The sequence below is a fragment of the Bacteroides graminisolvens DSM 19988 = JCM 15093 genome, assembly GCF_000428125.1.
GTDB lineage: Bacteria > Bacteroidota > Bacteroidia > Bacteroidales > Bacteroidaceae > Bacteroides > Bacteroides graminisolvens.
In genome coordinates this window covers 830,126-854,663 of the sequence record NZ_ATZI01000001.1, presented here as the reverse complement: position 1 = coordinate 854,663, position 24,538 = coordinate 830,126, and the positions used below count along the sequence as shown (strand labels likewise).

Below are 24,538 nucleotides of genomic sequence, written 5' to 3'. Positions count from 1 at the left end.
CTAGTCTTTCTTCTCGTTCGTCGTATCATCAGCCGGTTTCTCAACCTCTTCTTTCGCTTTGTTGATTTCTTCTTTGGCCTCGTTGACTCCTTCTTTGAAACTCTTTACGCCTTTGCCCAATCCCTTCATCAACTCAGGAATTTTTCTTCCTCCAAAGAATAACAAAATCAGCAGTGCCAGAATCAGAAACTCCGACCCACTGGGAATAAAGCCTAAAATCACTAATTCATTAACCATACATTCAGATTATTAGGTAGATACATAAGTTATAATCACACAAAACTAGGTAAAAGCAAGCATGTCACCAAGTTTTTTATTTCCTAAGTTTAACGCCCAGAATATTAATCTTGGAAATAGATTCGTTTCACCCTCGACGACACGCTGGTGAGCACCTCGTACGGAATGGTTTCCAGCAAATCCGAAAGTACCGTTATGGGTAATTCGTCTCCGAATATAATAACCGGATCACCTTCCTTGCAATCAATTCCGGTAACGTCAACCATGCACACATCCATACAGATATTGCCTACATAAGGGGCTTTCTGACCGTTAACAAGGCAATATCCTTTTCCATTTCCCAAATGTCGGTTCAGTCCGTCGGCATAGCCTATCGGAATGGCAGCAATGCGCGAATCACGGGTCAGATGACCTTTACGACTGTAGCCCACCGTATCATCGGCCGGCACGTTGCGTATCTGCAGAATGGTTGTTTTCAATGTGCTTACGTTATTTATAACGGAATTATCGATGGGACTAACGCCATATAAACCGATACCCAAACGCACCATGTCATACTGTGCTTCCGGAAAGCGTTCAATACCGGCTGAATTGCAGATATGACGAAGTATTTTATGCGGAAAGGCATTTTGTAAAAGTGTAGAGGCTTCTTCGAACGCAGCAATTTGTTTACGGGTAAATGCATCAAACTGTTCACTGTCACTGCCCACCATGTGCGAGAAGACAGAACGTGGAATTACAGCATTCTGACCTTTCAAACGTTTAATCAAAGCCGGCACATCCTCCGGAGCAAAACCGAGCCTGTGCATACCGGTATCCAGCTTAATATGTATCGGAAAATTAGTTATACCTTCTTTTTCGGCCTCTTTAATTAGAGCATCGAGCAAATGAAAACTATAAACCTCGGGTTCCAGTTTGTAATCGAACAACGTTTTAAAAGCTGTCATTTCGGGGTTCATAATGATGATTGATCCGGTAATGCCAGCTTTGCGAAGTTCGGAACCTTCGTCGGCTACAGCTACTGCTTGATAATCAACCCTGTGTTCTTGCAAAGTTTTAGCAACTTCGTACGAACCGGCGCCGTAAGCAAATGCTTTAACCATGCAAACTATTTTCGTTTCGGGTTTCAGTTTAGAACGGTAATAGTTTAGATTACCAACCAAGGCATTCAGATTTATTTCCAGAATTGTTTCATGCACCTTCAGTTCTAATCGTTCGGATACGGTGTCAAACTCAAAGTTTCTAGAACCTTTAATCAGAATAATTTCATTACGGAGATTCTTAATTACATCCGAGTGCAACAATGATTCTGTATCCTGAAAGAAATACTTCTCCACATCAAAGCGGTCTGCACACGAAGAGATATCCTCTCCCACACCTATTATCTTTTCTATGCCGCGACTATGAACCAACTGTGCCACCTTACGGTAAAGGGTAGTTACGCTTTGTCCCGTTTCAAGCATATCCGACAAAATCAAGGTACGTTTGAGCCCCTTCGACAAAGAACGTCTATAGACAAAATCAAGTGCAATATCCAGCGAAGCCAAGTCTGAATTGTAACTATCGTTAATCAGCACACAGTTATTCTTTCCTTCCTTTACTTCTAGGCGCATGGCAACAGGTTCGAGCTGTTGCATACGTTCCGTAATTTGTTCGGGAGATAGCATGAGGTATAGACAAACGGCTAAGCAGTTCAGTGAGTTTTCTATTGACGCATCATCAATAAAAGGAATGGTGAAGGTATTATCCATCTCCAGATAACGATAGGAGATAACCGTGCAGTCGGCTTCCTTTTTGATACTACTGATGTAGAGCGGCTTCTCCATGTCCACACATGACCAAGCAATTTCACGGGCAGTAAGCATGGATTTGGCAACACAATTGCTCAACAGTTCATTGTCGCCGTTATAAACAACGACCTCGCAATCTTTAAAAAGCAAGAGCTTCTCCATGCACTTTTCCTGCAACGAGAAGAAGTTTTCCTGATGAGCACCGCCTATATTGGTCAACACTCCTATGGTAGGTCTGATGATATTTTGCAATGCCCGCATCTCTCCTACTTCAGAGATGCCCGCCTCAAAGATTCCCAATTCGGTAGATTCGTTCATCTGCCACACGGAGATGGGTACCCCTATCTGCGAATTATAACTTCGGGGTGATCTCACAATAGTACGTTCCGGACTAAGTAGCTGATGAAGCCACTCTTTCACAATGGTTTTACCATTGCTTCCGGTAATTCCGATAACGGGAACCTGAAATTTCTGGCGGTGTAACTCTGCCAGTTTTTGCAAAGCTTTCAGCGGATTGCTCACTACCAGAAAATTAGAATCCGGGTATTCATCCTTGTTCTCAGGCAGTTTGCTTACTACAAAGTTACGTACTCCACGAGCATACAAATCGGGAATATACTTGGAGCCATCGTTACGTTTCGTTGATAAAGCGAAAAACAAGGTAGTCTCCGGAAAACATAAAGAGCGACTATCGGTAAGTAACCAATCAATGTGTGCCTCGGCATGAACCATGCACTTGGCGTCAATCAGTTTTGCTATTGATTCAATTGTATATAACATTGTTCTAATTCTTTTTTCAAATCTAAGTACGGGTATTTTTCGTTAAGTTGCTCGATTTTTAACACTATTTGTCCTAAAAATCTTTTATACTCTGTCGAATCGGGCTTCAGAGGTCTGTGAGCTAATGCTCGAGCCAGATTGCTACATTCCTTCATTAATTGAAGCGTGTCAGCCGAAAAATACAATTCACAAAAACGCTCCCATATATATTGAATTGCTAATGCAGAAGGATGAACCATATCATCGGCGTAGAAACGATAATCCCTCAGTTCATCCATTACAATTTCATAAGCAGGGAAGTAAGAAATTTGTTCGGGAAACCTTCTTGTTAATTCGTCAACCGCTAAAAGAAGTGTTGCCTTGCTTAATTGATTTTCATGCAAGCCGTCTTTCACATGCCTGATAGGGCTCACCGTAAACAATAGGCGCAGATTAGGAGAACATTGCTGCAGCTTAGCAATCAGCGAAGAATAGTTTTCCACAATGTCGTTTACCGTTAACTTTTCTCTTACAAATTTTTTTGCAGGCATCTTATGGCAATTTGACACAACTTCCCGAGTGCTTTGCAGATAATACACCCATGCTGTGCCAAACGTGATAATAAGCACTTCTGTTTGTGCCAATCGTTGAGATGCTTTGCTCAGACGGGTATTGATAGTATCAAGTACTATTTCCTGATTGGTCGCCGAGAAACTTCCATGGTGCATATAGCTATGGTAACATTCTTGGTGAAAGAACAAATCATCGGGTCCGTAGTGCTTACACGCAATAATATCGTCAAGAGCTTTCGACACAGATAGCGGATTGTATAGAATACCAAACGGATTGACATCGCAGTCGAACTTATTCTCCCTCATCAGGCAACCTATATTTTCGGCAAAACATGAACCCAGTAACAAAGATTTCGACAAGTGACTGATTTTGAAAGGCGCTTTACCGTACTCAACTTTTGTAATTAGTTCCATTCTATAGGCTATTTATCATTTTCGTGTGACAAAAATAAGGCAATAAATTCAGAACAATGCATGAATTCATTTAAAATGCAGGATTAGGAATGACAGTAAGTCACATTGCTATAAAATTATGCCTTAAAAGAGCATACTTCGACTTATTTATACTAATTTTGCAGTAAATTTTGGCCATATAATGGAAAACGAGCAAATACATAACTTGCTAAAATTCATTTCATATCCGGAAGACTTACGTAAACTGACCCTGAATGAGCTTCCTTTGGTATGTGAAGAACTTAGGCAAGACATCATAAAAGAACTGTCCTGTAACCCAGGACATTTTGCAGCCAGCCTGGGAGTCGTAGAACTCACAGTTGCTCTGCATTACGTTTACAATACCCCTTACGACCGCATCGTATGGGATGTTGGGCATCAGGCATACGCACATAAAATTCTAACAGGCCGACGAGAAGTCTTTTCAACTAATCGTAAATTCAAAGGCATTCGTCCTTTCCCCTCACCCGAGGAAAGTGAATATGATACATTTACATGCGGACATGCATCAAACTCTATTTCTGCAGCTCTGGGCATGGCAGTAGCCGCTCAGAAAAAAGGAGATCGTAAACGGCATGTGATTGCTGTTATTGGTGACGGTTCCATGAGCGGCGGACTTGCTTTTGAGGGTCTCAACAATGCTTCATCAACTCCCAACAACTTATTGATTATACTCAATGATAACAATATGTCTATCGACCGCAGTGTTGGAGGGATGAAGGAGTATCTGTTTAACCTCACTACATCCAACCGTTATAATCGGTTACGATTTGAAGCATCTAAGATGTTATTCAAAATGGGGGTTTTGAACGAATCACGAAGAAAAAGCCTCATACGCTTTGCCAACAGCCTCAAGTCTATGTTGGCTCAGCAACAAAACATATTTGAAGGCATGAATATTCGTTATTTCGGTCCTATTAACGGGCACGATGTAAAGAACCTCACCCGGATACTTCATGATATAAAAGACATGCAAGGACCCAAAATATTACACTTGCATACTATTAAAGGAAAAGGATTTGAACCGGCAGAGAAGCAGGCTACTTTATGGCATGCACCCGGCAAGTTTGATCCACAGACGGGAGAACGTTTTGTGGCTAACACAAACGGAATGCCCCCTCTCTTTCAGGAAGTGTTTGGCAATACGTTGGTTGAGCTGGCATCTATGAATGACAAAATCATCGGAGTAACTCCAGCCATGCCTACAGGTTGTTCCATGAATATACTAATGGATAAAATGCCTGATAAAGCATTTGATGTCGGTATAGCCGAGGGACACGCTGTCACTTTCTCAGGAGGAATGGCCAAAGACGGACTAATACCTTTCTGCAACATATATTCTTCGTTCATGCAACGGGCATACGATAATATTATTCACGACGTGGCAATTCAAAAGCTACACGTAATTTTTTGTCTGGATAGAGCGGGACTGGTTGGAGAAGACGGACCTACGCATCACGGCGTGTTCGACATGGCTTACTTAAGACCGATACCCAATTTGACTATTGCATCACCTCTTGATGAACATGAACTCAGAAGAATGATGTACACCGCTCAACTACCCGATAAAGGGCCGTTTGTGATCCGTTATCCGCGAGGAAGAGGATCACTCACTGATTGGGAATGTCCATTGGAAGAGATTCCGGTTGGTAAAGGTCGTAAACTCACAGATGGCAACGAAATTGCCGTCATAACAATCGGTCCAATCGGTAAAGCAGCAGCAGAGGCTATTGATATGGCAACAAAAGAAGGTATTTCAATTGCTCATTACGATTTGAGGTATCTCAAACCACTCGATGAAGAATTGTTGCACGAAGTTGGCCGACAATTCAAGAAAGTAATTACCGTAGAAGATGGAGTGATTAAAGGAGGTATGGGTAGTGCAGTACTTGAATTTATGTCGGACAACAATTATTATCCGCATGTAAAACGCATCGGTATACCGGATCTGTTTATTGAGCACGGAAGTGTACAAGAACTGCATTCGTTGTGCGAAATAGATGCACCCGCTATCTGCAAAGCAATTATACAAATGCACAATCAAGAGGTGTGAACCTCCTGACAATATAAAACAATCGTTTGGAAAACGAATTAAAAGAAAAACAGGTATTGCGATGAAAATTATTATTGCGGGTGCCGGAGCTGTAGGCACACACTTAGCCAAATTACTATCCCGTGAGAAACAGGATATTATTTTGATTGATGACAATGAAGAAAAGTTGAGCGCATTGGGTTCTAACTTCGACCTGATGACTGTATGTGCTTCGCCCTCTTCCATCTCCGGATTGAAAGAAGTAGGTGCCAGTGAAGCTGATTTATTCATTGCAGTTACACCCGATGAAAGCCGCAATATGACGGCTTGCATGATTGCCAGTAATCTGGGGGCTAAAAAGACAGTAGCCCGTATTGATAATTATGAATATCTGCTGCCCAAAAATAAAGAATTCTTCCAAAAATTAGGTGTCGATTCACTCATCTATCCTGAAATGCTTGCTGCAAAAGAAATTGTTTCATCTATGCGAATGAGTTGGATCAGACAATGGTGGGAGTTTTGCGGAGGCGCCTTGATTCTCATTGGAACTAAAATGAGAGAGAGTGCCGAAATATTAAACATTTCGCTTCAACAATTGGGTAGCGGCAACAACCCCTATCACATCGTAGCCATTAAAAGAGGAAACGAAACCATTATCCCACGAGGTAGTGATGTGATAAAGTTACATGATATTGTCTATTTCACCACAACCCGTAAATACATTCCTTATATTCGGAAAATTGCCGGCAAAGAAGATTATGCCGATGTACGCAATGTTATGATCATGGGCGGGGGCCGCATCGCGGTAAGAACGGCTCAATACGTACCCGACTACATGCAGGTCAAAATAGTAGAACAAGACGTCAACCGGTGCAACCGATTAACCGAACTGTTGGATGACAAGGTCATGATCATCAATGGAGACGGAAGAGATCTCGACTTGCTTACTGAGGAAGGATTGAAAAACACAGAAGCATTTGTGGCACTTACCGGTAATTCTGAGACAAATATTCTGGCTTGCCTAGCTGCCAAACGAATGGGTGTAAGCAAAACCGTGGCAGAGGTTGAGAACATTGACTACATCGGAATGGCAGAAAGCCTGGACATCGGTACTGTGATCAATAAAAAAATGATTGCTGCCGGACATATCTATCAAATGATGCTCGATGCTGATGTATCGAACGTGAAAAGTTTAACCTTCGCTAATGCAGATGTTGCCGAATTTACAGTGAAGGCAGACTCTAAAATAACCCGCCATCATGTTAAAGATCTCGGCCTCCCCAAAGGTACTACCATCGGAGGGCTAATCAGAGACGGAGTTGGTATTGTGGTTACCGGTGATACGTTAATACATGCCGGAGATCACGTCGTTGTGTTCTGCCTAAGTATGATGATAAAAAAAATAGAAAAATTCTTCAACTAAAAGACTGTCATGCTTAACACCAAAATGATCTACCGAATCATGGGGTTTCTGATTCTTATTGAAACAGCCATGTTGTTATCGTGCATCGGAGTCTCTCTATATTATCAGGAAGATGATCTGAATAGTTTTCTGCTGACTACAGGTATCACATTTATTACGGGTAATTTATTGCTCTTAATGGGCAGGAACGCCGAAAAAAGTCTTAGCAAGCGAGACGGATATGTAATTGTAAGTATAGTATGGGTTGTCTTTACTATCTTTGGTATGCTACCATTCTACCTAAGCGGTTACATTCCCGATATAACAAATGCATTTTTTGAAACCATGTCGGGCTTCACGACTACGGGAGCAAGTATTCTCGATAACATTGAATCCTTACCCCACGGATTACTATTTTGGAGAAGCATGATTCAATGGATCGGCGGACTTGGTATTGTCTTTTTTACCATAGCTGTGTTACCCATATTTGGGATAGGTAGCATGCAATTATTTGCTGCCGAAGCGACCGGTCCTACGCACGATAAAATTCATCCTCGTATTGGAGTCACGGCAAAACTCTTATGGAGTATCTACTTGGTACTTACCATCAGTGAAACCATTCTGCTGATGTTTGGCGGCATGAGCCTCTTTGATGCAGTTTGCCATTCCTTTACCACAACAGCAACAGGCGGTTTCTCAACCAAGCAAGCCAGTATTGCCTACTATAATTCTGCCTACATAGAATACGTCATTTCTATCTTCATGATTTTATCGGGGCTCAACTTTACACTCTATTTCTTCATGATTAAAGGCAAGGTACGCAAGTTCTTCAGTGATGCTGAAATGAAATGGTTTCTATACTCAATCGGTCTCTGTACGCTTTTCATCACAGTAAAGTTAATACAGAATTCACCAATGGGCATGGAAGAAGCATTCCGAAAAGCACTCTTCCAAGTAGCATCTTTGCATACTACTACCGGATTTGCGACTGCCGATTATATGACTTGGGAACCTATTTTATGGAGTATTCTTGCTTTTACCATGGTAGTAGGAGGTTGTGCCGGATCTACCAGTGGAGGTTTAAAAGATATCCGTTTAGTAGTACTGGCTAAAATTATTAGAAATGAATTTAAGCACTTGATACATCCCAATGCCGTATTACCCATTCGAGTAAATAAACAAGTTATTTCACCGTCAGTTAAAAATTCAGTTTTAGCATTTACCTTTCTATATATATTAGTACTTGTCGTCGGACAGCTTATTATGATGTTACTAGGCGTAGGATTTATTGAGTCATTCGGAACAGTTGTTTCAAGTATGGGAGGCGTAGGACCCGGATTAGGGACTTGTGGACCCGCATATAGTTGGAACCATCTTCCAGACGCAGCCAAATGGCTGTTGTCTTTCCTCATGCTTGCCGGCCGCCTAGAAATATTCACTATCTTGCTGATCTTTACTCCTGGTTTTTGGAAGAAGAATTGATCTGCGACAAAAAAGAGTGCTAAAAAAGCTTTTTTTGATATATAGAGATTACAAAATAGCCAAATTAAGTTCTATATTTGCAGCCGAAAAGGGGTAGCATGAAAAAAATACTTAAATACGGCATCTTTATTTTATTCGTTGTTATGCTTCATTCATTAGTAATGACAGCAGCAAAGGTGTCGTCTTCAGCCCCAACCACTGGCCATGCAGAAGAAGTTGATAGTGCTCAAAGCATGCAAACCGTCTTATTAAGACAGTTTTGTTACCTCTATTCCCATCTAGCATGTGACGCAGCTCATATAGACAAATGCTACACGCTACAGTACAAAGTACTCATACGCTTTGTCAATGGCTATTGTGCTTACAAGCCGGAATCTCTTTTTTCGTGTTATCATCCTCCTCACCCCTCCCTATTCAGCTCAACGAGCCTTAAGACCTACTATGTATTTGGGTTGAGGAAGATACTGATTTAGCACCCAACCTCCCTCTTTTTCGAACAGTATTGTTACACCGGCCAAAGGTCTGTGTAACCTAGCATTATATCATTCAATCTTAAGTACATTGAATTATGAATTTCGTATTATTAGTTGTTGTATTATTAACGGCAATAGCTTTAGTTGCCGTAGCTTTAGGCATAGCAAAAGCCATTTCTCCGCGCTCTTACAACGCACAAAAAGCTGAAGCGTATGAATGCGGTATACCCACACGCGGTAAATCATGGATGCAATTCCGAGTAGGATACTACCTATTTGCTATTCTATTCCTGATGTTCGATGTAGAAACCGTATTCTTATTTCCTTGGGCAGTCATTACCAAAGACTTGGGTGTTGCCGCACTGGTTAGCATCCTATTCTTTTTAGTAATCTTAGTTCTGGGTCTTGCCTATGCCTGGAGGAAAGGAGCATTAGAATGGAAATGAAAAAGCCAAAAATCAAATCGATTCCTTACGAGGATTTCGTTGATAACGAATCATTGGAACAAATGGTCAAAGAGCTCAACGAAGGTGGAGCCAACGTTTTTCTCGGTGCATTGGATGACGTCATTAACTGGGGACGTAGCAATTCATTGTGGCCGCTTACTTTCGCTACCAGCTGTTGCGGTATTGAATTCATGTCATTGGGCGCGGCCCGCTATGACATGGCCCGCTTCGGATTTGAAGTAGCACGCGCCAGTCCGCGACAAGCAGACATGATTATGGTTTGCGGTACCATTACCAACAAGATGGCTCCCGTGCTGAAGCGACTTTACGACCAAATGGCCGACCCCAAATACGTAGTTGCCGTAGGTGGTTGTGCAGTAAGCGGCGGTCCATTCAAGAAGTCCTATCACGTACTGAACGGAGTAGACAAGATACTACCCGTAGATGTATACATACCCGGTTGTCCTCCCCGCCCCGAAGCATTTTATTACGGATTAATGCAATTGCAACGCAAGGTCAAGGTTGAAAAATTCTTTGGTGGTGTTAACAAAAAAGAGAAAAGAGATGAATGAGATCATAGAAATACCTTTGGAGAAGCTACACGATGAAGCTTTAAGATTATACAACGACAAAAAGATGGACTTCCTTGAAAGTCTCACCGGTATGGACTGGGGAGACAGCCTGGGAGTAGTTTATCACCTCGAGTCGACCGTGACAGGTGAAAGAATGACCATCAAAACATTGACTACCGACCGTGAGAATCCGGAAATACCTTCCGTATGTGATATTTGGAAAGCCGCAGAGTTTAACGAACGCGAAGTCTATGATTTCTACGGCATACGCTTCATCGGGCATCCTGATATGCGCCGCCTCTTTTTACGCAATGATTGGGTAGGATATCCCATGCGTAAAGACGACGATCCGATGGATGAACGCAATCCGCTACGAATGGATAACGAAGAAACGATAGATACCACCACCGAATTGGAATTGAACCCCGACGGTAGCATAAAGGACAAAGAAAATATTATTTTCGACGACCGCGAATATGTGGTGAACATAGGACCTCAACACCCCGCAACGCACGGAGTTCTGCGTTTTCGTGTATCGCTAGAAGGCGAGAATATCAAAAAGCTAGATGCTAACTGCGGATACATACACCGAGGTATTGAGAAAATGTGCGAAAGTCTCACTTACCCGCAAACACTGGCATTGACAGACAGACTCGACTACCTTGGTGCACAACAAAACCGCCATGCCCTGTGCATGTGTATTGAGAGAGCTATGGGCGTAGAAGTTTCGGAACGCGTACAGTATATCCGTACCATTATGGATGAGCTGCAACGAATCGACTCCCATTTACTATTCTACTCCTGCCTTTGCATGGACTTGGGAGCTTTAACTGCATTCTTCTACGGTTTCCGTGATCGTGAAAAGATACTCGACATCTTCGAAGAGACCTGTGGTGGCCGCTTGATTATGAACTACAACACCATTGGAGGTGTACAAGACGATATACACCCTAACTTTGTAAAGCGTGTAAAAGAGTTCATCGTCTATCTGAGAGGCATCATACACGAATACCACGATGTATTTACCGGTAATGTGATTGCACAACAGCGTTTGAAAGGTGTCGGCGTGCTCAGTCGTGAAGACGCCATCTCATTCGGTGCTACCGGCGGAACCGGACGTGCATCGGGTTGGGCGTGTGATGTCCGTAAGCGTATGCCATACGGAGTGTACGACAAAGTTGACTTCAAGGAAATAATATACACGGAAGGTGACAGCTTTGCCCGTTACATGGTGCGTATGGATGAAATCATGGAATCGATGCGAATTATCGAGCAACTCATTGATAACATCCCCGAAGGTAACTTCCAAGAAAAGATGAAACCTATTATTCGCGTACCCGAAGGCTCGTATTATACAGCTGTAGAAGGCAGTCGCGGCGAGTTCGGCGTATATCTGGAAAGTCGGGGCGACAAAACACCGTATCGTGTACATTTCCGTAGCACCGGTCTTCCTCTGGTTTCCACTGTCGACACCATCTGTCGCGGAAGCAAGATTGCCGACCTCATTGCTATCGGCGGAACACTCGATTATGTAGTGCCCGATATAGACAGATAATTCATACAGGTAGTAACACAAATCATCAAACGTAAATCAATTATATGTTCGATTTTAGTATAGTAACCAGTTGGATACACCAGACACTTACCTCGCTTATGCCCGAAGGACTGGCTGTGTTCATCGAATGTGTAGCAATAGGCATCTGCATCCTGCTCATGTATGCAGTGCTGGCCGTTATTCTCATATACATGGAGCGTAAAGTCTGCGCTTTTTTCCAATGCCGCTTGGGGCCGAATCGTGTAGGTAAATGGGGAAGCATCCAGGTTTTTGCCGATGTAATCAAAATGCTGATCAAAGAAATTATTGAGTTAAAGCATGCCGATAAGTTCTTGTACGAACTAGCCCCTTTCATGGTCATCATAGCTTCTGTTATGGCATTCTCTTGCATACCTATTAACAAAGGAATGGAGATACTCGACTTTAACGTGGGTGTGTTCTTCCTCTTGGCAGCTTCATCAATCGGCGTGGTAGGTATCTTGCTGGCAGGTTGGGGAAGTAACAACAAATTTTCATTGATCGGAGCTATGCGAAGCGGTGCTCAGATTATCAGTTATGAACTCTCTGTCGGACTGTCCATCCTCACGATGGTAGTACTCACAGGCAGCATGCAGTTTTCGGAAATTGTAGCCAACCAGGCAGACGGATGGTTTATCTTTAAAGGACACATCCCCGCTCTGATTGCATTCGTCATCTACCTCATTGCCGGTAATGCCGAAACCAACCGTGGTCCGTTCGACTTGCCTGAAGCAGAGAGTGAACTCACCGCCGGATACCATACCGAATACAGTGGTATGCATTTCGGATTCTTCTACCTGGCTGAATACCTTAACATGTTTATTGTTGCCTCTGTTGCAACCACTATCTTCTTAGGAGGATGGATGCCTTTCCACGTAGTGGGACTCGACAGCTTTAATGCAATCATGGATTATATACCCGGATTCATCTGGTTCTTCGGCAAGGCATTCTTTGTTGTATTCCTGCTTATGTGGATCAAGTGGACGTTCCCCCGTTTGCGTATTGACCAGATACTCAGTCTGGAGTGGAAATACCTTGTCCCCATCAGCTTGGTCAACCTTATCATCATGGTATTAATCGTAGTCTTCGGGCTGCATTTCTAATAAGGAGGAAAAAGAATGAAGAATGAAAACAGCTATTTCGGAGGCTTGATACAAGGCATCTCATCCTTGTTAGTCGGTATGAAAACCACCATCAAGGTATTCTTTCGTGCCAAAACAACCGAGCAATATCCCGAAAATCGTGCCGAACTGAAAATGTTCGACCGTTTCCGTGGTGAACTGATCATGCCCCACAACGAGAACAACGAACACCGTTGTGTAGCTTGCGGACTCTGTCAAACAGCCTGTCCCAACGACACCATAGAGGTAATCAGTGAAATGATTGAAACAGAAGAAGGGAAAAAGAAGAAAATACTGAAAACCTATCGATATGATTTAGGTTCCTGCATTTTCTGTCAGCTCTGCGTCAATGCTTGTCCGCATGATGCCATAACTTTCGGTCAGTCATTTGAGCATGCAGTCTTTAACCGCGACAAACTTGTTAGAACGCTCAACAACGAGGGTAGTAAAGTAATCGATAAAAAATAAGTTATGGAATTCTTTGAAACAATTATATTCTACGCACTAGCTATATTCATCTCCGTATTCTCGGTGATGACCGTAAGTACCCGGCACATACTCCGTTCGGCTACCTACTTGCTATTCGTGCTATTCGGAACGGCAGGTATCTACTTTTTGCTCGGTTACACTTTTCTGGGTTCCGTTCAAATCATGGTATACGCCGGTGGTATCGTGGTGTTGTACGTGTTCTCCATCCTGCTCACCAGTGGAGAAGGCGACCGCGCCGAACGCCTGAAACGCAGTAAGTTTCTGGCCGGGCTCGTTGCAACTTTGAGCGGTGCAGCCATCGTTCTGTTTATCACCCTGACGCATAAGTTTACTCCAACAACAGACATTGCGCCGGTTGAAACCAGTATCAAAACCATTGGCCACGCACTATTGGGCAGTGACAAGTACGGTTACATATTACCTTTCGAGGCAGTGAGTATTTTACTGTTAGCCTGCATCATAGGCGGATTATTAATTGCACGTAAACGATAAGATTATGAGTATACACATGGAATATTACCTGATAGTATCCGCTATCATGTTTTTTGCCGGCATTTACGGTTTCTTTACCCGCCGCAACACACTTGCCATTCTGATATCCATTGAGTTGATTTTGAACGCAACAGACATAAACTTTGCCGTGTTCAATCGCTTCCTGTTTCCGGCCGGATTGGAAGGACATTTCTTTGCCCTGTTTTCAATCGCCATCTCGGCTGCCGAAACAGCCGTTGCGATTGCCATCATGATCAACATTTACCGAAACATCCGCAACATTCAGGTGAAGAACCTGAACGAGATGAAATGGTAGTTTTAATTGCTAACAGAATAAATTCAGAACAATGGAATTAACAATATTGATACTCATCTTTCCTTTACTCTCATTTCTAATATTGGGAATAGGAGGGAAATGGATGAAACCTGCACATGCAGGACTGTTGGGAACGCTGTCACTATCACTGGTTACCCTGTTGAGCTACGCTACTGCCTGGCTCTACTTTACCAGTCCCCGTACGGCCGAAGGTGTTTATGAAACCCTGCTTCCCTACAACTTTACCTGGTTACCCTTTACGCAAACCCTGCATTTTGATCTGGGTATCTTGCTAGACCCGATCTCTGTTATGATGCTGGTAGTTATCTCTACCGTATCATTGATGGTACACCTGTATTCATTCGGCTACATGAAAGGAGAAAAAGGATTTCAGCGTTACTACGCTTTCCTTTCCCTCTTCACCATGTCGATGTTGGGATTGGTAGTAGCAACCAATATCTTCCAGATGTATCTTTTCTGGGAATTGGTAGGCGTCAGTTCATACCTGCTCATTGGGTTCTACTACACCAAACCTTCGGCTGTAGCAGCCAGCAAGAAAGCCTTCATCGTGACTCGTTTTGCCGACTTGGGCTTTCTGATTGGTATCTTGCTATACGGTTATTACGGTGGTACTTTCGCCTTTACGCCCGACAGTATGACTCTGCTCACCGGTGGAGCAGCCATGTTGCCGCTGGCTTTGGGATTTATGTTTGTGGGTGGTGCCGGTAAAAGTGCCATGTTCCCGCTGCACATCTGGCTGCCCGATGCCATGGAAGGACCAACTCCCGTCAGCGCCCTCATTCACGCCGCAACCATGGTTGTAGCAGGTGTATACTTGGTAGCCCGTATGTTCCCGCTGTTTATCGCCTATGCTCCACAAGTGCTCGAGGTGATCGGTTGGGTAGGTGCATTCACCGCCTTCTTTGCTGCCAGCATTGCCTGTGTGCAGACCGACATCAAACGCGTGCTTGCATTCTCTACCATCTCGCAGATTGGTTTTATGATTGTAGCATTGGGCGTATGTACCGATATGAACCCGCACGAAGGCGGTTTGGGTTACATGGCATCCATGTTCCACCTCTTCACTCACGCCATGTTCAAGGCGCTCTTGTTCTTGGGTGCAGGTAGCATTATCCACGCAGTGCACAGCAACGAAATGAGTGCGATGGGAGGATTGCGAAAATACATGCCCGTTACACACATCACCTTCCTGATAGCGTGTCTGGCCATTGCCGGAATACCTCCTTTCTCCGGATTCTTCTCGAAAGACGAGATACTGGCAGCCTGCTTCCACTACAGTCCGGTAATGGGCTGGGTGATGACAGTGATAGCCGCCATGACAGCCTTTTATATGTTCCGTTTATACTACGGCATCTTCTGGGGAAAAGAGAACAAAGAACTACACGCACACCACACCCCGCATGAAAGTCCGCTGGTAATGACCTTCCCACTGATCTTCCTGGCAGCAGTGACTTGTGTAGCAGGTTTCATACCTTTTGGCACCTTGGTAAGCAGTAACGGTGAAGCCTATCACATCCATCTGGATGCCACAGTAGCGATAACCAGCGTATTGATTGCTATCCTTTCAATAGCTATCGCCACATGGATGTACGCCCGTTCTTCACAACCCGTGGCCGACAAGCTAGGTAAGCGTTTCAAAGGCTTACATACCGCCGCATCACACCGCTTTTACATTGACGAAGTGTATCAGTTTGTAACACACAAAATCATATTCCGTTGCATATCCACCCCTATCGCCTGGTTCGACCGCCACGTCGTTGACGGCTTCTTCGACTTCCTTGCTTGGGGAACCCATGCCACGAGTGATGAGATACGCGACTTCCAGAGCGGACAAGTGCAGCAATATGCTTTTGTGTTCCTGTTGGGAACTCTGGCGCTGATTGTAACCCTTTTATTGACATTCTAAAGTATTAACGATATGAACTTCTTATCTTTATTCGTACTAATCCCTTTAGTCATGCTGGCAGGCCTCTGGTTATCCAAAGGCATTAAAGCCATCCGCGGTGTGATGGTTGCGGGCAGTACGGCATTGCTGGTATTGTCTGTAGTGCTTACCGGCATGTATCTGAGCGAACGCAGCGGGGGCAACACGGCCGAAATGCTCTTCCGGGCAGATGCCGTTTGGTATGCACCGCTCCACATAGCCTACTCGGTAGGTGTAGACGGTATATCGGTAGCCATGCTGCTACTGAGTGCTGTCATTGTATTTACCGGAACATTTGCTTCGTGGCAGATGAAGGTACAAACAAAAGAATACTTCCTCTGGTTTACCCTGCTTAGCATGGGCGTATTCGGCTTCTTCATCTGCATTGACCTCTTCACCATGTTCATGTTCTACGAAATAGCGTTGATTCCGATGTACCTGCTTATCGGAGTATGGGGAAGCGGCCGGAAAGAATATTCGGCCATGAAGCTGACTCTGATGTTAATGGGAGGTTCCGCCTTCTTGCTTATCGGCATTCTGGGAATCTACTTCGGCAGCGGAGCAAGCACCATGAACTTGCTGGAGATTGCAGCTTTGCATAACATCCCCTTCGAACAACAATGCATCTGGTTCCCGCTTACCTTCTTGGGATTCGGTGTATTGGGAGCACTTTTCCCTTTCCACACCTGGAGTCCCGACGGTCATGCTTCGGCACCAACTGCCGTATCTATGTTGCACGCCGGTGTGTTGATGAAACTCGGAGGTTACGGATGTTTCCGCATCGCTATGTACCTGATGCCCGAAGCAGCCAACGAACTAAGCTGGATCTTCCTGATCCTGACCGGTATCAGTGTTGTGTACGGAGCTTTCAGTGCTTGTGTGCAAACCGACTTGAAGTACATCAACGCCTACTCGTCAGTTAGTCACTGCGGACTCGTGTTGTTCGCCATCCTGATGATGAACCAAACCGCCAGCACCGGTGCCGTACTGCAAATGCTCAGTCACGGACTGATGACCGCTCTTTTCTTCGCCCTGATCGGTATGATCTACGGCCGCACACATACGCGTGACGTGCGCCAGTTGGGCGGACTGATGAAAATCATGCCCTTCCTCAGCGTGTGTTACGTCATTGCCGGTTTGGCCAACCTCGGTTTACCCGGACTCAGCGGATTCGTAGCCGAGATGACCATCTTTGTCGGATCGTTCCAGCACTTTGACGCGTTTCACCGCACCATGACCATACTAGCTACCACCTCTATTGTAATCACAGCCGTGTACATCTTGCGACTGGTTGGAAAAATTCTGTATGGCACCCCGGTGAATGAAGAGCACCTCAAGCTTACCGATGCTACGTGGGACGAACGTTTTGCCGTGATCTGCCTCATTGTTGCGGTAGCCGGATTGGGACTCGCTCCGTGGTGGATCAGTAACATGATCGGTGATAGTGTATTACCGGTTGTTTCACAATTAATGCGATAAACAGTCACCGTCTAATCATAAAACAAGCATATGGATTACTCACAATTTTTATATATGAAAGAAGAACTGTCACTCATTGCCGTGATTGTGATTCTTCTGGTAGCAGACTTGTTCATGAGTCCCGACGCACACAAACGCGACGGTAAAATAACACTGAACACCATACTGCCCGTAGCGCTAATGACCATCCACACCCTCATCAACCTGGTGCCGGGTGCGGCAGCCGATGCTTTCGGAGGTATGTATCACTACGTGCCGATGATGACCATTGTCAAGTCGGTACTCAATATCGGAACCCTCCTGGTCTTCCTGTTGGCACATGAATGGCTGGCACGTGAAGACACCGCCATCAAGCAGGGAGAATTCTACGTACTTACCCTGAGCACCTTGCTGGGTATGTATTTCATGATCTCGGCAGGCCACTTCCTGATGTTCTTCATCGGATTGGAAACCGCTTCCATCCCGATGGCTGCATTAGTAGCGTTCGACAAATACCGCCACCACTCCGCCGAAGCCGGAGCCAAGTACATCCTCACCGCCCTATTCTCGAGCGGATTGTTGCTGTACGGCATCTCCTTAATATATGGAACAGTAGGTACACTTTACTTTGACGACATCGTTGCCGGCATCAACGGCAACCCGATGCAAATCATGGCTTTCGTATTCTTCTTCGCCGGCATGGGATTCAAGATATCGCTAGTTCCCTTCCACTTGTGGACAGCCGATGTATACGAAGGAGCACCTACAGCCGTAACCAGCTACCTCAGCGTTATTTCCAAGGGATCGGCCGCATTCGTGCTGATGGCTATTCTCATCAAAGTATTTGCTCCCATTGTAGCACAGTGGCAAGAAGTACTTTACTGGGTGATCATTGCCTCCATCACCATTGCCAACCTCTTTGCCATTCGTCAGCAAAACCTGAAACGCTTCATGGCCTTCTCGGCCATCTCGCAGGCAGGTTACATCATGCTGGGAGTTATTGGCGGCAGTGCCGACGGCATGACCGCACTGGTGTACTACGTACTGGTGTATCTGGCAGCCAACATGGGCGTATTTGCTGTGATCTCTATTATAGAGCAACGCAGCGGAAAGTTGGAGATGGACGACTATAACGGTCTGTACCAAAGCAACCCCAAACTGGCATTCCTCATGACACTGAGTTTGTTCTCACTCGCCGGAATTCCACCGTTTGCAGGTTTCTTTAGTAAGTTCTTCATTTTCATGTCGGCATTCCGCAGCGGCTTCCACCTGTTGGTATTCATTGCGTTGGTCAACACCGTTATATCCTTGTACTACTACCTGCTCATTGTAAAGGCCATGTACATTAACAAAAATGAAACACCTGTTGCGACATTCCGCAGTGATGTGTACAGCAAAGCAGGCATGATTATCTGCCTCATCGGCATCATCGGTTTAGGGATAGCCAGCATTGTTTACGAAACGATAAACCAGTTTAGCTTCGGCATCTAACCACATACAACCAAACCTAAAGTCAGAAGGCCCGGAACAGACAGTACCCCTGTCGGCCGGGCCTTTTTTGTATTCGCACCCTCCTCGTTCTTAACCAAACTGTAACACATCTGTCAATTAAACGTATAAAACCCGTCTTACTGTTGTAATCTCATACCCGCATCTTTGCATCGAAAAAGAAACGCATTATAGTTAAGTATGAAAACAGTTAGAAAAAAAGTTTTATTCATTGTCACATTACTTAGTCTGCTATCCACTCAACTGATGGCAGAAAACATCAAAGGAATTATTCGTGATAAAAGCTCCAAAGAACCCCTCACCGGAGCCACCGTACAAATCGTGGGTACCAACATCGGTGTAATAGCCGACTTAGATGGTAATTACAACTTAGCCGGACTCAAAAACGGAACGTACAATCTGGAAATCAAGTACGTATCTTACAAAACCATCCAGATTAGAAACATTAAAGTATCGGGCAGCACCCCAACCGTTCTGAACTTCGAGATGGAACCCGAGTCACAAGTCTTGGGCGACGTAACCGTTGTGGCACGTAAAAACCTTGAAGGCGAGAAAGCCCTCTTGCAGGAGCGCCAGAAAGCGACGTTGGCCATTGAGAACATGGGAGCGAAAGAAATGAGTTTGAAAGGCGTATCGAGTGTGGCCGACGGTGTGAAGAAAATCACCGGCGTATCACTAGCCAGCGCAGGACAGCTTATTGTTCGCGGATTGGGCGACCGCTACAGCACAACCACCCTCAACGGGCTACCTATTGCTTCACCCAACCCCGACAACAAGCTCATCCCCCTCGACATCTTCCCTACCTCAACCGTAAAAAACATCACCGTGAGTAAGGTGTACGAAGCCGGAGCATTTGCCGATTACTCGGGAGCACACGTTGACATCGGTACGCGTGAAAATACCGGAGAAGACTTCTTCTCTATTTCCATCAATGCCGGAGGAAAGATAAACACACTTTTCAAAGACTTCTACAGCAGTGATCGCAAAGGCTCTTTATTCAGCACAGGCAACCTCAACAAAAGCCTGCTTACCATGAATAAAAGCGAGTTCGAAGACAGCTACGTAAAAAACAACGACCCGTTCGGTACCAACTTCTCCATTTCAAAGAACACCTCACTACCCGTTATCGGCGGATCATTGGGAGTAGGTAAAAGCTGGAAATTGAACAACGGACAAAGACTTAGCCTCTTGGCATCCGTAGGTATCAGCAACGACAGTCAGATTTTGAAAGACGCCTACGTAACCACCCTCACCGCACAAGGCACCAACCTCAACGAATTCAGTTATGACAAATACACATCCGAGTTGAAAATGGCAGGTCTGGCCAGCGTGGGTTACACTTTCCGCAAGGCCGACCGCATCAACTACACCCTGTTCTATGCCCGCAACGCTGTTGACAACTACATGCGTCGTGAAGGCTATGATTCAGAAGGTGTAAACCTCATCGGTAGCAACAGCGTGTTTCACGCCTACACACTGCTCAACAATCAGTTGTTGGGTCACCACGAATTCGGCAAGCAATGGGATTTGAACTGGAGCGCCTCATACGGCGAAACCGGAAGTGACGAACCCGACCGCCGTCAGGTGATGTTCCGCAAAGACGATGCCGGTGCATTGAGCCTCTTCAAGCTCAACAAGCAAGAAACCATGAGATACTATGGTGAGTTGGACGAAAAAGAAGTAGTAGGCGATCTTCGCCTGAACTACAAGTTTGGCGAAAGCAACAAAATCAAGGTGGGCGGAACCTATAAAGACAAAGACCGCGACTTCACCTCTGCTCGCTTCTATTACAACCTCAACGCCATCAACCCTACCATCACCGATATTTATGATACAGACGGCTACCTCAACCAGTCGAACCTGGCCAACGGTACCATCTCCATCACACGAGATTTTCAGCCGAAGTACACCTACTACGCAGGCAGTGAAATAGCAGCCGCCTTTGCTGAGGCCGAATACTACCCCATTCAGTCGCTCTTAGTAAGTCTGGGCGTTCGTTACGAACACTCTACCCAATGGGTACGCTACTGGGACGATGCTTCCAACGAGAAACGTTCCGAACTGAACACGGACGACTTCTTCCCTGCCCTGAATATGAAGTACAACTTCAACCCCGCCAACAGCCTTCGCTTATCGGCTTCCAGAACCGTAACACGTCCCTCATTCATTGAGATGGCACCGTTCCTCTACAAAGAGTCATACGGAAGTTCAGAAATACGCGGTAACGAAAACCTGAAGAACGGATACAACTACAACATCGACCTCCGTTACGAGTTCTTCCCGCAAAACAGCAGCGACATGTTCTCTATCACCGGTTACTACAAGAAATTGGAAAGCCCTATTGAACGCGTACAAGAATCATCGGGCGGATCGGCCGTACACTCCTTCCGCAATGCCGATAACGGTATGGCAGCCGGAGTAGAAATAGAAATCCGCAAAGAAATTATCAAGAACCTTCGCTTCGGCATCAACGGATCATACATGTATACCGACGTGAAACTGCCCGAAGGAGAAGGTATCTACACCGACAGTCAGCGTCAGCTACAGGGAGCATCGCCTTACCTGATCAATGCCGACCTGAGTTACACACCCAGCTTCGGTGAAGAAAGACGCATGTCACTCGCTATGATGTACAACGTGCAAGGTCCCCGCATACATTCAGTGGGTATCTACAACCTGGGAAATGTGGAACAACAAGCCTTGCATACATTCGACTTTGTAGGCAACTACGAATTCAACAAACATTTCAGTGCCAAAGTGCAACTCAAAGACCTGCTGAACAGTACCGTACGCTTCAAGCAAGACGTGCCCAGTACAGGCAAGGTAATTGAGGTAGAATCTTTCAAACCCGGAACAAGTGCTGAGATTGGATTCACTTACAAATTCTAAGCATAGATTATTAAAGTAAAAAATTAAAAAGTAACACTAACTTTTATTCGTATGAAAATGACAAATTGGAAATTAGCAACACTGGCCATGGCAGCCACCCTGTTCGCTTTCACTTCGTGCAGCGATAACGATGAACCCAATAACGGGGGCGGAGTGGATGCAGGATCAACCTTAACCGGCGAACTCACCAAAGACCTCACGCTGAAAAGCGGTAACACCTACTACCTGTCGGGCGGTTACCACGTGAAGAGCGGTACTACACTGACCATTCAGCCGGGCGTAAACATCATAGCTAAAGACGATGACATCGTTGATTACATCCTCATTGAACAAGGAGCTAAAATCGATGCGCAAGGTACTGCCGGTTCACCTATTATCATGACTTCCGAAAAGAAAGAAGCCGGAGCATGGGGCGGTTTGCACATCTGCGGATATGCACATACCAATGCCGGAACCGGAGCCAAATCAGAAATTGGTGACGCTGCTTACGGCGGAAGCGTTGAGAACGACAACTCAGGAACACTTCGCTACATCCGTTTGGAGTACACCGGTTATGCTTTCAGCGAAGAAAAAGAAGCAAACGGCGTATCATTCTACGGTGTAGGTAACGGTACAACTGTTGAATACCTGCAAGCTTACAAAGGTTCTGACGACGGATTTGAATTCTTCGGCGGATCGGTAAACGTGAAATACCTCGTGGCAACCGACTGTAGCGATGACTCATTCGACTGGACAGAAGGCTGGAACGGTTACGGACAATTCTTGGTTGCTTATCAGGGCGACAAAACGACCATCGGTTACGACTGCGACTGTCTCATTGAAGCTGACAACAACGGCAAGAACGCTGCTGCAACTCCTGTTTCAGCACCCGTATTGGCTAACATGACATTGGTGGGTAACTCATCCACAGCCAACAAACGCGGTATCCGTCTGCGTGCCGGTACTCAGGCTAAAATATACAACACGTTGGTAAAAGGAAAAACCAGCTGCTTGACCACTGAAACTGCTGAAACAGAAACGGCATTGGTTAACGGTACTTCCGTGCTCGACTATGTGTATCTGGAAAGCGGTGTAGGCACTAGCGGCAACGGTTATACAGAAGCACTTTTCACCGGCAATACCAACAACGGCATCAGCAAAATTATTTCGTTGACCGGCAACTACATCGGTACCATTGACGGTGGTAAAGACATGAGCACCGTAAACAGCTTCTTCACCAAAGCCACTTATAAAGGAGCCGTAAGCAGCAGCAACGACTGGACAGCCGGTTGGACACTAGCCAGCAACGCCGTGCAACAGTCGGAAACACTGGAAGGTTCACTAACCAGCGGTACCAAAACACTGACAGCCAACAAGGTGTACTACCTCACAGGCGGATATACCGTGAAGAGCGGTGCTACACTTAAAATCGAAGCCGGCGTAACTGTTATTGCCAAAAACGATAATATAGTAGATTACATCCTTATTGAACAAGGCGGTAAAATTGATGCACAGGGAACAGCCAGTTCACCCATCGTGATGACTTCTGAAAAGAAAGAACCCGGAGCATGGGGCGGCATACACATTTGCGGATATGCACACACCAACCTGGGAGCTACCTCAAAATCAGAAATCGGTGACGCAACTTATGGCGGAACCAATGATGCCGACAACTCAGGAACACTTCGCTACATCCGTTTGGAGTACACCGGTTATGCTTTCAGCGAAGAGAAAGAAGCTAACGGCGTATCATTCTACGGCGTGGGTAACGGTACAACCGTTGAATACCTGCAAGCCTACAAAGGATCTGATGACGGATTTGAGTTCTTCGGCGGATCGGTAAACGTGAAATACCTTGTGGCAACCAGCTGTAGCGACGACTCGTTCGACTGGACTGAAGGTTGGAACGGTAAAGGTCAGTTCCTCGTTGCTTACCAGCAACCAAGCACCACACTAGGTTATGAGTGCGACTGTCTGATTGAAGCCGACAACTTGGGAAGCAATGCAGCAGCAACACCTATCTCACAACCCACATTGGCCAACCTCACACTGATTGGTAACGGATCAACAGCCAACACACGCGGCATTCGTTTGCGTGCAGGTACCTATGCTAAGATATATAACGCTTTGGTAACAGGTAAGACCAATAACCTGACCACAGAAACCAAAGAGACTGAAGAAGCATTGGTAGGCGGAACAAAATCAATTTTGAACTACATACATGTAGCCAATGACATCAAGGTAAGCGGTTTAGGCGGATACACATCGGCTTTATTCGCAGCAGCTACCGGCAATGCCATTAATCAGACGCTGACATTTACAGATACGTTCTTCGGAACTGTTGACGGAGGTGCAGACCTGAGCGCCGACAGCTTCTTTACCAAAGCTACTTACAAAGGAGCCATCAGTACAGCTAATAACTGGACAGCAGGTTGGATTCGTTAATCATACAAATTAGTTTGTTGATATCATTATAATAGCGTTTCTTTTCAACTAACTTGCTTAAGCCGATGGTGAACTGTTTCCCATCGGCTTTCGTTATTAAATAA

At 45.2% G+C, this 24,538-nt stretch carries 18 protein-coding genes; 15 read left to right on the top strand and 3 right to left on the bottom strand.

The annotated features are described in order from the left end of the window. From C511_RS0103580 to C511_RS0103570, 3 genes are all read right to left on the bottom strand, one after another. A complete protein-coding gene (locus tag C511_RS0103580; protein WP_024995944.1) occupies nucleotides 1–237 on the bottom strand; it encodes a Sec-independent protein translocase subunit TatA/TatB in 237 nt (78 codons plus the stop codon). A 104-nt stretch (nucleotides 238–341) separates the two neighbouring features. Then, a complete protein-coding gene (locus tag C511_RS0103575) occupies nucleotides 342–2,807 on the bottom strand; it encodes a bifunctional UDP-N-acetylmuramoyl-tripeptide:D-alanyl-D-alanine ligase/alanine racemase (protein ID WP_027317831.1) in 2,466 nt (821 codons plus the stop codon). Beyond that, nucleotides 2,783–3,772 carry a GSCFA domain-containing protein gene (locus tag C511_RS0103570; RefSeq protein WP_024995943.1) on the bottom strand — a complete coding sequence of 330 codons (990 nt, stop codon included), beginning with the start codon at nucleotides 3,770–3,772 and terminating at the stop codon, nucleotides 2,783–2,785. The genes C511_RS0103575 and C511_RS0103570 overlap by 25 nt, the downstream gene beginning before the upstream one ends. Nucleotides 3,773–3,953: 181 nt before the next feature. On the opposite strand from C511_RS0103570, the gene dxs reads away from it, so the two are divergent. The 15 genes from dxs to C511_RS18255 all read left to right on the top strand — a co-directional run bounded on the left by dxs (nucleotide 3,954) and on the right by C511_RS18255 (nucleotide 24,434). Then, on the top strand, nucleotides 3,954–5,864 hold the full coding sequence (gene dxs, locus C511_RS0103565) for a 1-deoxy-D-xylulose-5-phosphate synthase (protein ID WP_024995942.1): 1,911 nt from the start codon (nucleotides 3,954–3,956) through the stop codon (nucleotides 5,862–5,864). 61 nt (nucleotides 5,865–5,925) lie between these two features. Continuing rightward, nucleotides 5,926–7,266: a Trk system potassium transporter TrkA gene (trkA, locus tag C511_RS0103560; protein WP_024995941.1), complete on the top strand. Its 1,341-nt coding sequence runs from the start codon at nucleotides 5,926–5,928 to the stop codon at nucleotides 7,264–7,266. 9 nt (nucleotides 7,267–7,275) lie between these two features. Next, complete coding sequence (locus C511_RS0103555; protein ID WP_024995940.1) at nucleotides 7,276–8,727, top strand: TrkH family potassium uptake protein; 1,452 nt, start codon at nucleotides 7,276–7,278, stop codon at nucleotides 8,725–8,727. Nucleotides 8,728–9,295: 568 nt separating this feature from the next. Beyond that, complete coding sequence (locus C511_RS0103550) at nucleotides 9,296–9,646, top strand: NADH-quinone oxidoreductase subunit A (RefSeq protein WP_024995939.1); 351 nt, start codon at nucleotides 9,296–9,298, stop codon at nucleotides 9,644–9,646. Then, the gene (locus C511_RS0103545; RefSeq protein ID WP_024995938.1) at nucleotides 9,637–10,218 is read left to right on the top strand and encodes an NADH-quinone oxidoreductase subunit B; all 582 of its coding nucleotides are present in this window, start codon (nucleotides 9,637–9,639) and stop codon (nucleotides 10,216–10,218) included. The genes C511_RS0103550 and C511_RS0103545 overlap by 10 nt, the downstream gene beginning before the upstream one ends. Continuing rightward, a complete protein-coding gene (locus tag C511_RS0103540; RefSeq protein ID WP_024995937.1) occupies nucleotides 10,211–11,773 on the top strand; it encodes an NADH-quinone oxidoreductase subunit D in 1,563 nt (520 codons plus the stop codon). Before C511_RS0103545 ends, C511_RS0103540 begins: the two co-directional genes overlap by 8 nt. Nucleotides 11,774–11,817: 44 nt before the next feature. Next, nucleotides 11,818–12,894, top strand: coding sequence for an NADH-quinone oxidoreductase subunit NuoH (nuoH, locus tag C511_RS0103535; RefSeq protein WP_024995936.1), 1,077 nt, complete (start codon nucleotides 11,818–11,820; stop codon nucleotides 12,892–12,894). 15 nt (nucleotides 12,895–12,909) lie between these two features. After that, nucleotides 12,910–13,380: a NuoI/complex I 23 kDa subunit family protein gene (locus C511_RS0103530; protein ID WP_024995935.1), complete on the top strand. Its 471-nt coding sequence runs from the start codon at nucleotides 12,910–12,912 to the stop codon at nucleotides 13,378–13,380. A 3-nt stretch (nucleotides 13,381–13,383) separates the two neighbouring features. Further along, nucleotides 13,384–13,893: an NADH-quinone oxidoreductase subunit J family protein gene (locus C511_RS0103525; protein WP_024995934.1), complete on the top strand. Its 510-nt coding sequence runs from the start codon at nucleotides 13,384–13,386 to the stop codon at nucleotides 13,891–13,893. Nucleotides 13,894–13,897: 4 nt separating this feature from the next. Beyond that, entirely contained in the window at nucleotides 13,898–14,209 is a 312-nt protein-coding gene (nuoK, locus tag C511_RS0103520; RefSeq protein ID WP_024995933.1) for an NADH-quinone oxidoreductase subunit NuoK, read from the top strand. Nucleotides 14,210–14,240: 31 nt separating this feature from the next. Next, a complete protein-coding gene (gene nuoL, locus C511_RS0103515) occupies nucleotides 14,241–16,136 on the top strand; it encodes an NADH-quinone oxidoreductase subunit L (protein WP_024995932.1) in 1,896 nt (631 codons plus the stop codon). Nucleotides 16,137–16,148: 12 nt separating this feature from the next. Then, the gene (locus tag C511_RS0103510; RefSeq protein ID WP_024995931.1) at nucleotides 16,149–17,633 is read left to right on the top strand and encodes a complex I subunit 4 family protein; all 1,485 of its coding nucleotides are present in this window, start codon (nucleotides 16,149–16,151) and stop codon (nucleotides 17,631–17,633) included. A 30-nt stretch (nucleotides 17,634–17,663) separates the two neighbouring features. Further along, the gene (locus C511_RS0103505) at nucleotides 17,664–19,103 is read left to right on the top strand and encodes an NADH-quinone oxidoreductase subunit N (RefSeq protein WP_024995930.1); all 1,440 of its coding nucleotides are present in this window, start codon (nucleotides 17,664–17,666) and stop codon (nucleotides 19,101–19,103) included. Nucleotides 19,104–19,301: 198 nt separating this feature from the next. After that, the gene (locus tag C511_RS0103500) at nucleotides 19,302–22,010 is read left to right on the top strand and encodes a TonB-dependent receptor (RefSeq protein ID WP_024995929.1); all 2,709 of its coding nucleotides are present in this window, start codon (nucleotides 19,302–19,304) and stop codon (nucleotides 22,008–22,010) included. Nucleotides 22,011–23,201: 1,191 nt separating this feature from the next. Next, nucleotides 23,202–24,434 carry a hypothetical protein gene (locus C511_RS18255; protein WP_226992450.1) on the top strand — a complete coding sequence of 411 codons (1,233 nt, stop codon included), beginning with the start codon at nucleotides 23,202–23,204 and terminating at the stop codon, nucleotides 24,432–24,434. Nucleotides 24,435–24,538 lie beyond the last annotated feature (104 nt).

Excerpts from the sequence above, each read along its gene's own strand:
- C511_RS0103580 (WP_024995944.1), bottom strand. The coding sequence starts at position 237 with ATGGTTAATGAATTAGTGATTTTAGGCTTTATTCCCAGTGGGTCGGAG.
- C511_RS0103575 (WP_027317831.1), bottom strand. The coding sequence starts at position 2,807 with ATGTTATATACAATTGAATCAATAGCAAAACTGATTGACGCCAAGTGC.
- C511_RS0103570 (WP_024995943.1), bottom strand. The coding sequence starts at position 3,772 with ATGGAACTAATTACAAAAGTTGAGTACGGTAAAGCGCCTTTCAAAATC.
- dxs (WP_024995942.1), top strand. The coding sequence starts at position 3,954 with ATGGAAAACGAGCAAATACATAACTTGCTAAAATTCATTTCATATCCG.
- trkA (WP_024995941.1), top strand. The coding sequence starts at position 5,926 with ATGAAAATTATTATTGCGGGTGCCGGAGCTGTAGGCACACACTTAGCC.
- C511_RS0103555 (WP_024995940.1), top strand. The coding sequence starts at position 7,276 with ATGCTTAACACCAAAATGATCTACCGAATCATGGGGTTTCTGATTCTT.
- C511_RS0103550 (WP_024995939.1), top strand. The coding sequence starts at position 9,296 with ATGAATTTCGTATTATTAGTTGTTGTATTATTAACGGCAATAGCTTTA.
- C511_RS0103545 (WP_024995938.1), top strand. The coding sequence starts at position 9,637 with ATGGAAATGAAAAAGCCAAAAATCAAATCGATTCCTTACGAGGATTTC.
- C511_RS0103540 (WP_024995937.1), top strand. The coding sequence starts at position 10,211 with ATGAATGAGATCATAGAAATACCTTTGGAGAAGCTACACGATGAAGCT.
- nuoH (WP_024995936.1), top strand. The coding sequence starts at position 11,818 with ATGTTCGATTTTAGTATAGTAACCAGTTGGATACACCAGACACTTACC.
- C511_RS0103530 (WP_024995935.1), top strand. The coding sequence starts at position 12,910 with ATGAAGAATGAAAACAGCTATTTCGGAGGCTTGATACAAGGCATCTCA.
- C511_RS0103525 (WP_024995934.1), top strand. The coding sequence starts at position 13,384 with ATGGAATTCTTTGAAACAATTATATTCTACGCACTAGCTATATTCATC.
- nuoK (WP_024995933.1), top strand. The coding sequence starts at position 13,898 with ATGAGTATACACATGGAATATTACCTGATAGTATCCGCTATCATGTTT.
- nuoL (WP_024995932.1), top strand. The coding sequence starts at position 14,241 with ATGGAATTAACAATATTGATACTCATCTTTCCTTTACTCTCATTTCTA.
- C511_RS0103510 (WP_024995931.1), top strand. The coding sequence starts at position 16,149 with ATGAACTTCTTATCTTTATTCGTACTAATCCCTTTAGTCATGCTGGCA.
- C511_RS0103505 (WP_024995930.1), top strand. The coding sequence starts at position 17,664 with ATGGATTACTCACAATTTTTATATATGAAAGAAGAACTGTCACTCATT.
- C511_RS0103500 (WP_024995929.1), top strand. The coding sequence starts at position 19,302 with ATGAAAACAGTTAGAAAAAAAGTTTTATTCATTGTCACATTACTTAGT.
- C511_RS18255 (WP_226992450.1), top strand. The coding sequence starts at position 23,202 with ATGAGCACCGTAAACAGCTTCTTCACCAAAGCCACTTATAAAGGAGCC.